17 protein-coding genes are annotated in these 15,166 nt (G+C 68.9%); 16 read left to right on the forward strand and 1 reads right to left on the reverse strand.

What is annotated here, in order from left to right:
- The first annotated feature begins 35 nt into the window (after nt 1-35).
- From NUW50_RS12525 to NUW50_RS12540, 4 genes are all read left to right on the forward strand, one after another.
- Nucleotides 36-2,228 (forward strand): primosomal protein N', encoded by a 2,193-nt coding sequence (locus NUW50_RS12525; protein ID WP_258289473.1) that lies wholly within the window; start codon nt 36-38, stop codon nt 2,226-2,228.
- Between the two features lie 157 nt (nt 2,229-2,385).
- Nucleotides 2,386-3,039, forward strand: a complete 654-nt coding sequence (msrA, locus tag NUW50_RS12530) for a peptide-methionine (S)-S-oxide reductase MsrA (RefSeq protein WP_258289474.1) — start codon at nt 2,386-2,388, stop codon at nt 3,037-3,039.
- A gap of 77 nt (nt 3,040-3,116) precedes the next feature.
- Nucleotides 3,117-4,013 (forward strand): 50S ribosomal protein L11 methyltransferase, encoded by an 897-nt coding sequence (locus NUW50_RS12535; RefSeq protein ID WP_258289475.1) that lies wholly within the window; start codon nt 3,117-3,119, stop codon nt 4,011-4,013.
- A gap of 126 nt (nt 4,014-4,139) precedes the next feature.
- Nucleotides 4,140-4,490, forward strand: coding sequence for a hypothetical protein (locus NUW50_RS12540; RefSeq protein ID WP_258289476.1), 351 nt, complete (start codon nt 4,140-4,142; stop codon nt 4,488-4,490).
- 181 nt (nt 4,491-4,671) lie between these two features.
- Here NUW50_RS12540 and NUW50_RS12545 read toward each other — a convergent pair whose 3' ends face one another.
- A complete protein-coding gene (locus NUW50_RS12545) occupies nt 4,672-4,881 on the reverse strand; it encodes a DUF1127 domain-containing protein (protein WP_258289477.1) in 210 nt (69 codons plus the stop codon).
- Nucleotides 4,882-5,220: 339 nt separating this feature from the next.
- Between NUW50_RS12545 and ruvC the strand changes: the two genes are divergently transcribed.
- From ruvC to tilS, 12 genes are all read left to right on the forward strand, one after another.
- The gene (ruvC, locus tag NUW50_RS12550; RefSeq protein ID WP_258289478.1) at nt 5,221-5,727 is read left to right on the forward strand and encodes a crossover junction endodeoxyribonuclease RuvC; all 507 of its coding nucleotides are present in this window, start codon (nt 5,221-5,223) and stop codon (nt 5,725-5,727) included.
- A gap of 10 nt (nt 5,728-5,737) precedes the next feature.
- Complete coding sequence (gene ruvA, locus NUW50_RS12555; protein ID WP_258289479.1) at nt 5,738-6,409, forward strand: Holliday junction branch migration protein RuvA; 672 nt, start codon at nt 5,738-5,740, stop codon at nt 6,407-6,409.
- 49 nt (nt 6,410-6,458) lie between these two features.
- A complete protein-coding gene (ruvB, locus tag NUW50_RS12560; protein WP_258289480.1) occupies nt 6,459-7,475 on the forward strand; it encodes a Holliday junction branch migration DNA helicase RuvB in 1,017 nt (338 codons plus the stop codon).
- A gap of 76 nt (nt 7,476-7,551) precedes the next feature.
- Nucleotides 7,552-8,196: a hypothetical protein gene (locus tag NUW50_RS12565; RefSeq protein WP_258289481.1), complete on the forward strand. Its 645-nt coding sequence runs from the start codon at nt 7,552-7,554 to the stop codon at nt 8,194-8,196.
- Nucleotides 8,193-8,582 (forward strand): tol-pal system-associated acyl-CoA thioesterase, encoded by a 390-nt coding sequence (gene ybgC, locus NUW50_RS12570; RefSeq protein WP_258289482.1) that lies wholly within the window; start codon nt 8,193-8,195, stop codon nt 8,580-8,582. The genes NUW50_RS12565 and ybgC overlap by 4 nt, the downstream gene beginning before the upstream one ends.
- 123 nt (nt 8,583-8,705) lie before the next feature.
- Nucleotides 8,706-9,401, forward strand: coding sequence for a protein TolQ (tolQ, locus tag NUW50_RS12575; protein WP_258289483.1), 696 nt, complete (start codon nt 8,706-8,708; stop codon nt 9,399-9,401).
- A 3-nt stretch (nt 9,402-9,404) separates the two neighbouring features.
- Entirely contained in the window at nt 9,405-9,881 is a 477-nt protein-coding gene (locus NUW50_RS12580) for an ExbD/TolR family protein (RefSeq protein ID WP_258289484.1), read from the forward strand.
- 3 nt (nt 9,882-9,884) lie between these two features.
- Nucleotides 9,885-11,048, forward strand: coding sequence for a cell envelope biogenesis protein TolA (locus NUW50_RS12585; protein WP_258289485.1), 1,164 nt, complete (start codon nt 9,885-9,887; stop codon nt 11,046-11,048).
- Nucleotides 11,049-11,148: 100 nt separating this feature from the next.
- A complete protein-coding gene (tolB, locus tag NUW50_RS12590; RefSeq protein ID WP_258289486.1) occupies nt 11,149-12,489 on the forward strand; it encodes a Tol-Pal system beta propeller repeat protein TolB in 1,341 nt (446 codons plus the stop codon).
- Between the two features lie 88 nt (nt 12,490-12,577).
- The gene (gene pal, locus NUW50_RS12595) at nt 12,578-13,084 is read left to right on the forward strand and encodes a peptidoglycan-associated lipoprotein Pal (protein WP_258289487.1); all 507 of its coding nucleotides are present in this window, start codon (nt 12,578-12,580) and stop codon (nt 13,082-13,084) included.
- Between the two features lie 7 nt (nt 13,085-13,091).
- The gene (ybgF, locus tag NUW50_RS12600; protein ID WP_258289488.1) at nt 13,092-13,904 is read left to right on the forward strand and encodes a tol-pal system protein YbgF; all 813 of its coding nucleotides are present in this window, start codon (nt 13,092-13,094) and stop codon (nt 13,902-13,904) included.
- 66 nt (nt 13,905-13,970) lie between these two features.
- Nucleotides 13,971-15,143, forward strand: coding sequence for a tRNA lysidine(34) synthetase TilS (gene tilS / locus NUW50_RS12605; RefSeq protein ID WP_258289489.1), 1,173 nt, complete (start codon nt 13,971-13,973; stop codon nt 15,141-15,143).
- The last annotated feature ends 23 nt before the right edge of the window (nt 15,144-15,166 follow it).

A 15,166-nucleotide genomic window follows, 5' to 3' on the forward strand; every position in this document is an offset into this window, starting at 1 on the left:
TGGGGGCACGGCCTGAAAGGGTCGTGCATGCGGAAATGAGCGCCGGGTTCCATGCCGCGGGAGAGCTGGTCGCGGTGCTGACGACCGAACCGCTGGACCGTCTGCTCGACTACAAGGCGCCGCAGGGCGGTTGCTTCGACGGTGCATTTGTCGAAGTGCCGCTGGGTCCGCGCAAGGTGCTCGGTGTCGTCTGGGGCCCGGGCAAAGGTGATTTCGACCACAACCGCGTGCGCCCCGTGATCCGCGTCCTCGACGCCGCCCCCATGACCCCGGCGATGCGCGAGTTCCTCGGCCGCGTCGCCGATTACACCCTGACCCCGATGTCCGCGATGCTGCGCCTGGCAACCCGCTCTCCGGGCCTTGGCGATCCGCCGGCGATGCGTACGGTCTACCGGCTTGGCAACGCCGCCCCGCCGCGCCTGACCGATGCCCGAAAGCGGGTGCTGGAGGTGTTGTCGGACTATGCCGGCCTGTCCTTTACGCTTGGCGAACTGGCGGCGCAGGCCGGTGTGTCGTCGGGAGTCGTCAAGGGGCTCGTGGCCTCCGGCGCGGTGCTGGAAGAGGCCTCGCCGCGCGACCTGCCCTATCCCCGGCTCGACCCCGACCTGGGCGGCAAGCCGCTGAACGAGGAACAGGCGGCGGCGGTCGCGGTGCTGGCCGGGGGCATCGGGAAAGGCGTCTATGGCACCACCCTGCTGCAGGGTGTCACCGGTTCGGGCAAGACCGAGGTCTATCTCGAGGCGGTCGCCGCTACCCTGCGGCAGCGACGCCAGGCGCTGGTGCTGCTGCCCGAGATCGCGCTGACCGCCGAGTTCCTGGACCGGGTCGAGGCGCGGTTCGGCGCCCGGCCGGCCGAATGGCACTCCGGCATCACCCTGACCGAGCGCCGGCGGGTCTGGCGCATGGTGGGCGAGGGTGGCGCCGAACTGGTGGTCGGGGCGCGCTCGGCGCTGTTCCTGCCGTTCCGCGATCTGGGGCTGATCGTCGTCGATGAGGAGCATGACTCCTCCTACAAGCAGGAAGACGGGGTGCTCTACTCGGCGCGCGACATGGCGGTGCTGCGGGCCTCGCTCTGCTCGGCGCAGGTGGTGCTGGCCTCGGCGACGCCGAGCCTGGAAAGCTGGGCCAATGCCGAAGCCGGGAAATATCGCCGGGTGATCCTGACGTCGCGCTTCGGGGACTCGGTGCTGCCCGAGATGCGGGCGATCGACATGCGGGAAGAGAACCTGCCGAGCAACCGCTGGATCTCGGAACGGATGGTGGCCGAGGTGGCGGCGCGGGTGGCGGCGGGAGAGCAGGCGCTGCTGTTCCTGAACCGGCGCGGCTATGCGCCGGTGACGCTGTGCCGGGCCTGCGGTCAGCAGATCGCCTGTCAGCATTGCGACGCGCGGATGGTCGAGCACCGGTTCCTGAAACGGCTGATGTGCCACCAATGCGGCGAGACGATCCCGATCCCGACGGAATGCCCGTCGTGCAAGGTCGAGGGCAAGCTGGCGGCGCTCGGGCCCGGGGTCGAGCGGCTGGCGGAGGAGGTCCATGCCCGCTTCCCCGAGGCCCGGGTGGCGGTGCTGTCCTCGGATCTCTTCGGTTCGGCGCGGGCGCTGAAGGAGCAGATCCTGGCGATTGCCGAGGGCGGGGCCGATATCATCATCGGCACCCAGCTGGTCGCCAAGGGGCACAACTTTCCGTTGCTGACCCTGGTCGGGGTGATCGACGCCGATCTCGGGCTGCAGGGCAGCGATCTGCGGGCGGCAGAGCGGACCTTCCAGCTGATGCGGCAGGTGGCGGGCCGGGCCGGGCGCCACGACAAGCCGGGCCTGGCGCTGTTGCAGACCTGGCAGCCCGAGCATCCGGTGATCCGGGCGATCCTGGGCGGCGACGAAGAAAGCTTCTGGCGTGCCGAGGCCGAGGAGCGCCGCCAGGCCGGGGTGCCGCCCTATGGGCGGATGGCGGGGATCGTGATCTCGGCGCCCGAGGTGGGGCAGGCTTTCGACCTCGGCCACCATTTGGCGCGCAATGCGGCACCGCTGCATCGGATCGGGGCGCAGGTCTTTGGTCCCGCCGCGGCACCGATTGCGCGGATCCGGGGCCGGCATCGGGTGCGGCTGCTGGTCAAGGCGGCCAAGGGCGCACCGCTGCAGGCGGCCTTGTCCGACTGGGTGGGGCCGGTGAAACTGCCGAACGGGGTGCGGTTGGCGATCGATATCGACCCGCAGAGCTTCTACTGAGCCACCGTGTCCGGACGCGGCCGGGGAGCTTCCGGCGGGCGTATTCCGGACCCGAAGGCGGGGCCAGTGCCGGGCGGCGGCGAAAGTGATGCATCGCCCCTCGCCGGATCGTCCGGGCGCGCCTATATTCGGGAGCGAGCCACAAGGAGACCCGCCGATGCTGTCCTCGCTGTTCGGAACCAAGAGCCGTATGGTCGATCCCGCCGAGGCGTTGCCGGGACGGGCCGAGCCGATCCCGACCGCCACCACCCATTTCGTCACCGGGGCGCCGCTGCGCCAGACGGTGCCCGAGGGCCAGGAGCAGGCGATCTTCGCGATGGGCTGTTTCTGGGGCGTCGAGCGGATCTTCTGGACCCAGCCCGGCGTCACCGCGACCATGGTCGGCTATACCGCCGGCTTCACCCCGAACCCGACCTATCAGGAGGTCTGTTCGGGCCGGACCGGCCATACCGAGGCGGTGCGGGTGTATTATGATCCGCAGGTCACGAGCTACGAGGCCTTGCTGAAGCTGTTCTGGGAGAACCACGATCCGACCCAGGGGATGCGGCAGGGCAATGACGCGGGCACCCAGTATCGCAGCGGCATCTATACCGTCTCGGACGCCCAGGCCGAGGCCGCGGCGGCCAGCCGCCGCGCTTTCGCGCCGCGGCTGAAGGCGGCGGGGCTTGGCGAGATCACCACCGAGATCGCGCCCGCCGGGCCGTTCTACATGGCCGAGGACTATCACCAGCAGTATCTGGCCAAGAACCCGGACGGCTATTGCGGCATCGGCGGCACCGGGGTGAGCTGCCCGATCGGCGTCGCGGTCTGAGCCGGGCCGGCGGCGCGCGGCCCCTGTCGTTTTCCGGGGCGGCAGGGTATGGCACGCAAAACGACCGGAGCTTCGCCATGACGACCTATTCCGCCTTCACCTCGCTTGCCCCGCAATCCCGTGCCGAGGCCCTGGGCGAGGCGCTGGAAGCACTCGACCCGGCGCCCGAGGCGATCGGGGTGATCGAGGTCGAGGATGGCTCGGGCGACTGGGAAGTCGCGGCCTATTTCACCGAGCCGCCGGACCGGGCCGGGCTGGCACTGCTGGCGACGGTGCATGGCGCGGCGGATTTCGTGGTTTCGGAACTTCCCGAGACCGATTGGGTCGCCCATGTCCGGCGCGAGCTGAAGCCGGTCGAGGCGGGGCGGTTCTATGTCTATGGCAGCCATGATGCCGACAAGGTGCCCGAGGGCCGTATCGCGCTGCTGATCGAGGCGGCGATGGCATTCGGCACCGGGCATCACGGCACCACGCTGGGCTGCCTGCGGGCGCTGGACGGGCTGGCCGACGAGGGTCTGCAGCCGGCGCGGGTGGCCGATGTGGGCTGCGGCACCGCGGTGCTGGCGATGGCGGCGGCGCGGCTCTGGCCCGGGGCCGAGGTGCTGGCCTCGGACATCGACGCCCAGGCAGTGGCGGTGGCCGAGGCGAACCTGGCCGCGAACGGGCTGACCGGGCGGGTCGCCTGTGTCGAGGCGGCGGGGTTCGGTCATCCGGATCTGGCGGCGGGCGGCTTTGACCTGATCTTCGCCAACATCCTGAAGGGGCCGCTGATCGAACTGGCCCCGGCGCTGGCCAGGGCGAATCGGGTCGGCGCGGCGGGCGGCAAACAAGGCGGTGGCGTGGCGATCCTGTCGGGCCTGCTCACCAGCCAGGCCGATGAGGTGCGGGACCATTATCTCGCGCAGGGCTACAGTCGCTGCGATCGCGCCGATATTGGTGACTGGACGACGCTAATCCTTCGTGCAACCCCGTGAAATTGCTTGGATAATTCCGCCAGTTCGTCACATTTGCCCAAGTTCTGCCACATTTGGGCAGCTTTATGACATCAACAGGGCGGGGGGCCTGTAACGATGGGACGCAAGACCAAGATGAGTACCGTGATGACTGCCACGACCAACAAGGATTTCCACAATCGCGTGAAGCGGCTGCAAAAGCGGCGCAAGTCGTCGCTGACCGCCGGTTACCTGATGTCGGACAATCTGGACGGCTATGCCGTGGCCCGGGTGCGCCGGGTGGAGCGGCGCTCGACGCTGAAGGGGCTGGTCATGGTGCTGGCGCTGGTGGTCGCTTCCAAATCGGTGATGGTCGCCGCGATCGGCCAGGATGCCTATGACGCGAACATCGCCCGGCTGGCGCAGGGCACGGCGTCCGAGAAGATGGCTGCCTTCACGATGCAGGCCGACCCGCTGACCAGCGCGCTGGCCGCCCGGATCGCGCCGCTGCTGGACTGATCCGACAATCGAATCCCCGCGGGGCCGTCAGTCCCTCTGACACGCCCGCGAGAAAAGGCCGCGCAAGTCCCTGCGCGGTCTTTTTCCGTTTCCGGGCTGCGCTGACGAAAAGGACCGCGCCCGGTGCGGAGCGCGGTCCTGATCGCGTTCGGTGCCCCAGCCGGGGACCGTGCGTTTAACCTTAGCGGCGGAAGCTGCCGTTGGCGATGTGGTCGATGTCGCCGCGGCACAGGCCGATGTCGTCCAGCTCGTGGTCCGACAGCCGTTCGAGCGCCCTGCGGGTGATGCGGGCCTCGTTCCAGGCGGCCAGACGGCCGAGAGCGGTGGAAATCAAGGACGGACGCCCCGCGGAAGCGAGGCCTGCCGTCCGGGTCGTTTCGAAAAATGCCATCGAAGTGTCCTCAGATTCAGGGTTGCTGCACTCTTTTTGAGCGCTCGGCGGACTTAGTCGGATCGCCATGCCCGGACAAGCTCTGCGAATGCATGGCCATGTTGCGTTTCTTGCATGGGTCTAACATATTGAAAGATAATAATTTTCAGCAACTCCGGCCGCTCGGGGACTGTCGCATTTCTGCAACGCAGCATCCGCGATGTCGCAAATGCAGAATCCGCGGCTCCGGCGCTTCGCTGTGGCCCGTGTTCCTGTTTCGTGCTAGCCTTCTGCTCAATCAACCGGCAAACTGCCGGAAACGGGCCGGAAACCGGCGATTTGGCGGACGAGGCGAGCAGAATGCAGGTGATCGGGATTGATCCGGGGTTGCGATTCCTCGGTTGGGGGGTGATCGCGGTGTCGGGTTCCCGGTTGAGCCATGTCGGCAACGGCGTGATTCTCTCGGGCGAGGGGACGCTGGCCGAGCGGCTCTGCCGCCTTCATGCCGGACTGACCGAGATCGTGGCGCGGTTCGCGCCGGATCAGGCGGCCGTCGAACAGACCTTCGTGAACAAGGACGGCGCCGCGACGATGAAGCTGGCCCAGGCGCGGGGGGTCGCGCTGCTGGTGCCGGCGCAGGCCGGGTTGCCGGTTGCGGAATATGCACCGAACGCGGTGAAGAAGGCGGTGGTCGGGGTCGGCCATGCCGCCAAGGCACAGATCAACCATATGGTGCGGATGCAGTTGCCGGGCGTCGAACTGGCCGGGCCGGATTCGGCGGATGCCCTGGCGGTCGCGATCTGCCACGCGCATCATGCGGCGACCGGCGACCGCTATGCGGCGGCGCTGGCCAGGGCGCGGGCGTGAGGGGCGGGACATGATCGGACGATTGGCGGGACGGATCGAGCATCGCGGCAGCGACCATGTGCTGATCGACGTGCGCGGGGTCGGCTATGTCGTTCAGGTCTCCGAGCGGACCCTGGCCGCGCTGCCGCCGGTGGGGCAGGCGGCGGCACTCTGGACCGAGTTGCTGGTGCGCGAGGATGCGCTGACGCTGGTGGGCTTTCCGACCCTGCAGGAAAAGGAATGGCACCGGCTGCTGATGACGGTGCAGGGAGTCGGATCGAAGGCGGCGATGGCGATCCTGGGGACGCTGGGGCCGGAGGGGGTCGGCCGGGCCCTGGCGATCGGCGACTGGGCGGCGATCAAGGCGGCGCCGGGCGTCGGGCCGAAGATCGCGCAGCGGGTGGTCATGGAGCTGAAGGACAAGGCGCATGTGGTGATGGCCCTGGGCGCGGCCGCGGAGCCGGCGGCCCCGGCGCCCGACGATGCGGTGATCGAGGCCGAGCCTGCCGCACCGGCGGCCCCGCGTGCTGCTCCGGCAGCCGGTGCCCCGGCCCAGTCCGAGGCGCTGTCGGCGCTGACCAATCTTGGCTATGGTCCGTCCGAGGCGGCCTCGGCCGTGGCCCGGGCCGCGGGTGATCTGCCGGGGGCCGAGACACCGGCGCTGATCCGGGCAGCGCTGAAACTGCTGGCACCGAAGGGATGAGGGTGGTTCTTGAGATGACGTCACGGCGCGACACCCGGGGAAGCGGCCGATGACCCCCGATCCGACTCTGCGCCCCGAACCGCTGCCCGGCGACGACCGTGCCATGCGGCCGCAGCTTCTGGACGATTTCGTCGGTCAGGCCGAGGCACGGGCCAATCTGCGGGTCTTCATCGAGAGCGCCAAGCAGCGCGGCCAGGCGATGGACCACACGCTGTTCCACGGCCCGCCCGGGCTGGGCAAGACCACGCTGGCGCAGATCATGGCCCGCGAACTGGGGGTGAACTTCCGGATGACCTCGGGCCCGGTTCTGGCGCGGCCCGGCGACCTGGCGGCGATCCTGACCAATCTGGAAGCCCGCGACGTGCTGTTCATCGACGAGATCCACCGGCTGAACCCGGTGGTGGAAGAGGTGCTCTATCCGGCGCTGGAGGATTTCGAGCTCGACCTGGTGATTGGCGAGGGGCCTGCGGCGCGGACCGTGCGGATCGAGCTGCAGCCCTTCACCCTGGTCGGCGCCACGACGCGGCTGGGCCTGCTGACCACGCCGCTGCGCGACCGTTTCGGCATCCCGACCCGGCTGGAATTCTACACGATCCCGGAACTGACCCAGATCGTCGCGCGGGGCGCCGGGCTGCTGGGAATCGAGGCCGAGCCCGAGGGCATTGCCGAGATCGCCCGCCGGGCCCGCGGCACGCCGCGGATCGCCGGGCGGCTTCTGCGCCGGGTGGTGGATTTCGCGCTGGTCGAGGGCGACGGGCGGCTGACCCGGGAACTGGCGGATTCGGCGCTGACCCGGCTGGGGGTCGATCACCTGGGGCTGGACGGGGCCGACCGGCGCTATCTCTCGCTGATCGCCGAGAACTATCAGGGTGGGCCGGTCGGGGCCGAGACCCTGTCGGCGGCGCTGTCGGAAAGCCGCGATGCGATCGAAGAGGTGATCGAGCCGTTCCTGCTGCAGCAAGGGCTGATCCAGCGCAGTCCGCGCGGCCGGTTGCTGGCGCAGAAGGCCTGGACGCATCTGGGGCTGGACGCGCCACGCCGCCAAGGGGTGCTGTTCGACGAATAGGGCGGGGCGTTCCGGTTGCAGCCCCGCCGCCCAGCCCCTAGCCTTGGCCACCGCTACCGCAATTTCTCGAGGCGCCATGACACCGGACGAGGTCGAAGCCATGTTCACCCGCAGCGACGGGCAATTCGCCTTTGCCCGTTGGGCGCGGCCGGTCGCGCCGGTGATCTTCGGTCTTGCCGACGAGGCGATGCCGGCGGTGAAGGGGGCGCTGGAACTGGTGGCGGCGGTGGCCGGGCGCGGGCTGGCCGAGACCGATCCGGAACTGGGCGCCAATTTCCTGGTCTTCTTCCTGCAGGACTGGGACGAGCTGCGCGGGGTGCCCGGCATCGACGATCTGCTGCCCGATCTGCCCGGACTGCTGGAGCGGCTCTCTGCGGCGGAGGCGGCCCGCTATCGCAGCTTCCGTTTCGAACCCTCGGGGGCGATCAAGGCGCATTTCAGCTTTCTGCGGCTCGATGCCGCGACCCGGGCGTTGCCGGCCGAGGCGGTCGGCCTGTCGCTGGCCCTGCAGGGGATGCTGCTGTGGTCGGACACAGCCTTCGACAGCAGCTCGCCGCTGGCCGAGTTGCCGGATGACGGCGGCACGATCCTGCGCCCCGAGATCGCCAACCTGCTGCGCGCCGCCTATGATCCGGTGCTGCCCGATACCGGCAGCGACCCTGCGCTGGCGCTGCGCCTGCAGGCCCGGGCCAGCCTGGGCGTCGGGGCGGTGCCGCAATGAGCCATCAATTCGATCTCAGGGTCTATTACGAAGACACCGACCTGGCGGGGATCGTCTATTACGCCAATTACCTGAAGTTCATCGAACGCGCCCGGACCGAGTTCATCCGCGGCCTGGGCATCGACCAGAAGGCCTTGAAGGCCGGTCAGGGGATCGTCTTCGCGGTGCGCCGGGTCGAGGCCGACTATCTGACGCCGGCCCGTTTCGACGACCGGCTTCAGGTTCGCACCGAGGTCGAGGCGGTCACCGGGGCGCGGGTGATCCTGCAGCAGGACATCTGGCGCGAGGCGACACAGGTCTTCGGCGCCCGGGTGACGCTGGTGGCGCTGACCGCGAGCGGCCATCCGGCCCGCATTCCGGCGGAACTCCGCCTGCGGCTGGGCTGAACCGGCGCCGGAGGGGGCACTTCTGCGGCATCTGACGCGGATGTGTTGGCGTTCCCCCTGCTTATGCGATAGAATCCGGGTTAATGAGGCCGCCTGAAGACGGCCCGGGCAGAGAGCAGGTATATGGGAACGGATGTCTTACCAGCCGCGGCGGAGATCGATTTCTCCTTCCTGGCACTTTTTCTTCGCGCCACAGTGACCGTGAAACTGGTGATGATCCTGCTGATCATCGCCTCGTTCTGGTCCTGGGCCATCATCATCACCAAGCTGATCGCCTATCGCCGGGCGCGCGGCGAGAGCGGGGTCTTCGACCGGGCCTTCTGGTCGGGCGAGCCGCTGGACGAGCTGTTCGACACGATCGGACCCGAGCCGAGCGGCGCCTCGCAGAAGATCTTCGCCAGCGGAATGCTGGAATGGCGCCGCAGCCACAAGCAGGACGGCGGGCTGATTGCCGGGGCGCAGGCGCGGATCGACCGCTCGATGGATGTCGCGATCGCCAAGGAGGCGGAAGGGCTGAACCGCGGCCTGCCGTTCCTGGCCACGGTCGGGTCCACCGCGCCCTTCGTCGGCCTGTTCGGCACGGTCTGGGGCATCAAGCATGCCTTCGAACAGATCGCGATCAGCCAGAACACCAACCTGGCCGTGGTGGCGCCGGGCATCGCCGAGGCGCTGCTGGCGACGGGGCTCGGCCTGCTGGCGGCGATCCCGGCGGTGGTGTTCTACAACAAGCTCTCCTCGGACAGCGACCACATCGTCGGCGGTTACGAGGCCTTTGCCGACGAATTCGCCACCATCCTCTCGCGCCAGCTGGACGCCTGAGCCATGGCGGGTGCGGCGATGAAGGCGGGCAGCAAGCGGCGGGGCCGGGGCGGACGCCGGCGCGGCAAGACGGCGGTGATGGGAGAGATCAACATCACCCCGATGGTGGACGTGATGCTGGTGCTGCTGATCATCTTCATGGTGGCGGCACCGCTGCTGACGGTCGGGGTTCCGGTGGAACTGCCCAAGACCGCCGCGGCGCCGCTGCCGACCGAGCAGGAGGAACCGCTGACGGTGACGCTGACCGCCGATGGCGAATTGCTGATCATGAAGACCGTGACCGACCGCGCCGAGCTGATCCCCAAGCTGCGGGCCATCGCCGCCGAGCGGGCCAATGACAAGCTGTTCCTGCGGGCCGATGGCGCGATTCCCTATGCGGATGTGATGGAGGTCATGGGCGCGCTGAATGCCGGCGGGTTCCGCAACATCGGTCTGGTGACCGATGGCGGCGGGCCGAAGCTGGACGGGCGGGACGGCTGATCCTTGCGCACCGGGATCTATATCTCCGGGATCGGGCATCTCGGCCTGATCGTCTGGATCCTGTTCGGCGGGCTGTTCCTGCGTTCGCATGACGTGCCGGAACCGGCCGTGGCCGAGGTCTCGGTGATTTCCGAAGAGGAATTCGCGGCGCTGACCGCACCGGCCGAGAGCCCGACCTTCGCGGCCGAGCCCGAGGCTCCGACGCCGCCGACCCCGGACGCCAATCCCGACAAGGGCCCGGCGCCCGAGACCCTGCCCGAAAGCCCGGCCGCTCCCGAGCCGCCGCAGGCCGAGACGCCGCCCGAACCGGCGCCGGTTCCCGAAACGCCGCCCGAGCCGGCGCCGACGCCGGATGTCGCGCCAAGCCCGCCGCAACCGGCGGTGCCGGAACCTCCGGCCCCCGATCCGGGCACCCCGGATGCCGATGCGGCGCCGGATACCTCGCCGAAGCCCAAGCCCTCGCCCCGGATCGCCGAGCCGGCCCCGGAAGCGCCGCCCGATGCGGTGATCGCCGATGCGCCCAGCCCCGAGGTGACGCCGAGCCCCGATCCGGTGGACGATCCGCCGCCGGTGGTGGAAGAGCCGAAACCCGCCGAGGCCCCGCCCGAAGCGGCGCCCGAGATCGTGACCGAGGCGGAAAAACCGACCTATGCGCCGACCACCTCGATGCGGCCGAAGACCCGGCCGGCGAGGCTGGCCGAGGCTGCCGCAGAGCCGGAGACGCCGGAGCCCGCCACCCCTGAGCCGCCGAAGCCGGACGCGGTCGAAGCGGCGCTGGCCGAGGCCCTGGGCGGCGACGACGGCGCCGGTGGCGAGGCGGATACACGCCCCGAGCTGCCCTCGGGCCCGCCGCTGACCGCGGGCGAAAAGGGCGATTTCGCCCTTGCCGTGCGCAAGTGCTGGGTCGTCGACCAAGGGTCGGAAGCGGCCAGTGTCACGGTCGACGTCGCCTTCCAACTGAACCAGGACGGGACGGTTGTAGCCAGTTCGCTGAAGATGGTCCGCGCTACGGAGGGGTCCGAGGCCGCGATCCGTGCCGCCTACGAGGCTGCCCGCCGCGCGGTGCTGCGCTGCGGTGCCACCGGCTATGACCTGCCGCCCGAGAAATACGCCCAGTGGCGCGAAGTCGAGATTTCCTTCAACCCCGAAAAGATGCGTCTGAAATGACAGGTCCGAACCGCAGAAACCGCCCGGCAGAACCCGGCCAGATGCAACCGGCAGCGCTTCCATACGTTGAATTTTGCTCCAAACCGGAGAATAAGAACCAATGACCCTGACCCGCGTTCCCTTCGTCCGCGCCGCCGCAGTCGCGCTTGCGCTTCTTGCTCCGGCAGTTGCCGCAGAGGCGCAGAACGGCCCCCTGCGCATCGAGATCACCGAAGGCGTGATCGAGCCGCTGCCGATCGCGATCCCCGATTTCGTCGCCGAGACGCCGGCCGCCGCCGAGATGGCGCAGCAGATCGCCCGGCTGGTCGCGGCCGACCTGGTCGGCACCGGCCTGTTCCGCGAAGTGCCGAAGGATGCCTATATCTCGCGCATCACCTCCTTCGACAGCCCGGTGCAATATGCCGACTGGAAGGCGATCAACGCGACCGGGCTGATCACCGGCGCGGTCGGACTCGGCACCGACGGGCGGCTGGTGGTCAAGTTCCGCCTGCATGACGTGTTCTCGGACACCCAGCTGGGCGAGGGGCTGCAGTTCGCCGGCACCACCAGTTCGTGGCGGCGCATGGCGCACAAGGTCGCGGATGCCGTCTACAGCCGGATCACCGGCGAGGGCGGCTATTTCGACAGCCGGGTCGTCTTCGTTGCCGAGACCGGCCCCAAGGGCAACCGCAAGAAGCGGCTGGCGATCATGGATTACGACGGCGCCAACGTGCAGTACCTGACCGACAGTTCGGCGATCGTGCTGGCTCCGCGCTTCTCTCCGACCGGGGATCGGGTGCTCTATACCTCCTACGAATCCGGCAGCCCGCAGATCATGATGATCGACGTGGCCTCGGTCGGGCGCCGGACGCTGCTTCCGGCGGGCGAGGGGATGAGCGTGGCGCCCTCGTTCTCGCCCGACGGCAACCGGGTGGTGTTCTCGATCGCGCGGGGCGGCAACTCCGATCTCTACATTCTCGACATCAACAGCGGCGTGCAGACACGGCTGACGGATGCGCCCTCGATCGAGACCGCGCCGTCGTTCTCGCCCGATGGCCGATTCGTGGTGTTCGAGAGCGACCGCTCGGGCAGCCAGCAACTCTACATCATGCCGGCCAGCGGCGGCGAGGCGCGGCGGATTTCCAACGGTGCCGGGCGCTATGGCACCCCGGTCTGGTCGCCGCGCGGAGACCTGATCGCCTTTACCAAACAGAACAAGGGCCGGTTTCACATCGGCGTGATGCGCACCGACGGGTCCGAAGAGCGGCTGCTGACGGCATCGTTCCTCGACGAGGGGCCGAGTTGGGCGCCGAACGGTCGCGTGATCATGTTTTCCCGTGAAAGTCAGGGGGAAAACGGGGCTCCGGCGCTCTATTCGGTGGATATCTCGGGACGCAATACCAAGCGGGTGCCGACCGAGACCTTCGCCTCGGACCCGGCCTGGTCGCCGTTGCTGCCCTGAGCCAATCCGGATTTCCAGACCGCTTCGGAAGTGTTAAGGTCGGCGCAATCGAGCCAACGACAAAGAACCAAGAAATGGACGGTATCTGATGAATTCTTTCTTCAAGGCAGTGCTTCTGATCGGCGTCATGGGACTTGCCGCCTGTACCAATCCCGACCGTTACGGTGCGGGCGGGCCGGGGGGCGCCGGCGGCATCGACAGTTCGGGTCTCGGGGCCAACGACCCGGACAGCCCGGCCTATTTCCAGCAGACCATCGGCGACAAGGTGCATTTCGCTGTCGATCAGCACACGCTCACGGCAGAGGCCCAGGCGACGCTGGCGCGGCAGGCGGAATGGCTGATCGGCCATCCTTCCTATTCGGCGCTGATCGAGGGCCATGCCGACGAGCAGGGCACAAGGATCTACAACATCAACCTGGGTGAGCGGCGTGCCAACGCGGTGCGCGAATTCCTGATCTCGCGCGGGGTTGCGGGCAACCGGATCACCACCATTTCCTACGGCAAGGAACGCCCGCTGGCGCTCTGTTCGCAGGAAAGCTGCTATGCGCAGAACCGTCGCGCGGTGACGGTCATCACAGCAGGCGCCGGGGTCTGATCCGGCCATGCTGCGCGCTGCCCTGCTGAGCCTTGCTCTTGTGCTGCCTGCGCCGGTCCTGGCGCAGTCAGCCGAGAGTCTCGCCGACATCCGCACCGAACTCGGCGGCCTCGGTGCCGAAATGGCCCGGTTGCGGGCCGAGCTGGTGGCCGGCAGCGGCGGCGGAAGCGGCATCGTCGCGGGAAGTGCCCTGGACCGCATGAACGCGATGGAAGAGGAACTTTCGCGGCTGACCGCCAAGACGGAGCAGCTCGAGATCCGGATCCAGAAGATCGTCGCGGATGGCACCAACCGGATCGGCGATCTGGAATTCCGGCTTTGCGAGCTGGAGCCGAACTGCGATATCTCGACGCTGGGCACCACGCCGCCGCTCGGCGGCGAGGAGGCAGGCGCGGGGCCGGTGGTGGCTCCGCAGCCCGAAGCCGGGGCGGAACTGGCGATCGGCGAGAAATCGGACTTCGATCGGGCGAAGGAGGCCTTCGACTCCGGTAGCTTTCGCAGCGCCGCGGACCTCTTTGCATCCTTTGCCGAGACCTACCCGGGCTCGCCCCTAGGCGGCGAGGCCAGCTTCTATCGCGGCGAGGCACTGATGGCGCTTGGCGAGACATCGCGGGCGGCACGGGCCTGGCTGGAAAGCTTCCAGAATGCGCCGGCCGGCCCCCATGCGGCGGAAGCGCTGCTGAAACTGGGGCTGGCGCTGAACACCCTCGGCCAGCGGCAGGAAAGCTGCGTGACCCTGGGCGAGGTGCCGAACCGCTATCCCGGCACCGACGCGGCGAACCAGGCGGTGCAGGCGCGCACCACCATGGGCTGCGAGTGACGCCTTGGGAATAGCCTGACCCTCTCCGGTTTCGACAGCCTTCCCGCGCCGGGCACCCCCCTGGCGGTGGCGGTATCGGGCGGCAGCGACTCGCTGGCCCTGCTGCATCTGCTGGCCGACCGCGGTCCAGAGCGTCTGCTGGCGCTGACCGTCGATCATCGTCTTCGCCCGGAAGCCGCCGAAGAGGCCGTGACGGTGGGGCGCATCGCGGCAGGTTTGGGCGTGGCGCATCGGGTGCTGCGGTGGGAAGGCTGGGACGGCAGCGGCAACACCCAGGACCAGGCGCGCCGGGCCCGCTATCGGCTGCTGGCCGAAGCCTGCGCAGAGGCCGGGATCGCCGATGTCGCGTTGGGCCATACCCGTGACGACAATGTCGAGACCTTCTTTCTGGGCCTGACCCGCGGGGCGGGGCTCGACGGGCTGTCGGGGATGCGGCACAGGTTCACGCGGGACGGGGTGACTTTCCATCGGCCCTTGCTCGACACCGGCCGGGCGGCGCTACGGGACGAGTTGGTCCGGCGGGGTGTGACCTGGGCGGATGACCCTTCGAACGACGACCCGGGCTACGAGCGGGTGCGCATCCGGCAGGCGCTGGCCGGGCTGGACCTCGACCCGGCGACCGTGGCGCGGTCGATCGGGAATCTCCACGCCACCCGCCGCGACCTGGGCATCGAACTGCTGGAGCGGCTTTGCGGGGCCTATTGGCTGGACCACGGCGACCTCGTCATCGACCGCGACCGGTTCGAGGCTCTCAGCCCCGAGTTCCGCCGCCGCACCCTGGCCGCCGCGCTGCGCTATATCTCGGGCAGCGACTACCCGCCGCGCGGCGCCGATCTGATGCGGCTGGTGACGCGGGACTGGCGGCAGGGCGCCGCGACGCTGCACGGCTGCATCCTGTTCCCCGGCCCCGACGGGCTGCGGATCAGCCGCGAGTATTCGGCGGTCCGCGATCTGACCTGCGCCTCGACCGAGATCTGGGACAATCGCTGGCGCTTCACCGGCAGCCACCGGCCCGGTCGCATCCTGCGCGCGCTCGGCCCCGACGGGCTGGCGCAGGTGCGCGACCGGACCCCGTCCAGCCAGCCGCATCACGCGGTGCTGGCCTCGCCCTCGGCCTGGCACGGTGAGCGGCTTGTTGCCGCACCGATGGTCTCGGGGCGGCTGGATGAGCCCGAAAATCTGCAATTGACGCCGCGGGAAGACATTTTCCGCTTCGAAGCGGCCATATTATCGCATTGAACACGGGCGTCTGATCCCTATGT

This window comes from Frigidibacter sp. ROC022, assembly GCF_024723735.1.
In the GTDB taxonomy this organism is placed as follows: domain Bacteria; phylum Pseudomonadota; class Alphaproteobacteria; order Rhodobacterales; family Rhodobacteraceae; genus SLM-1.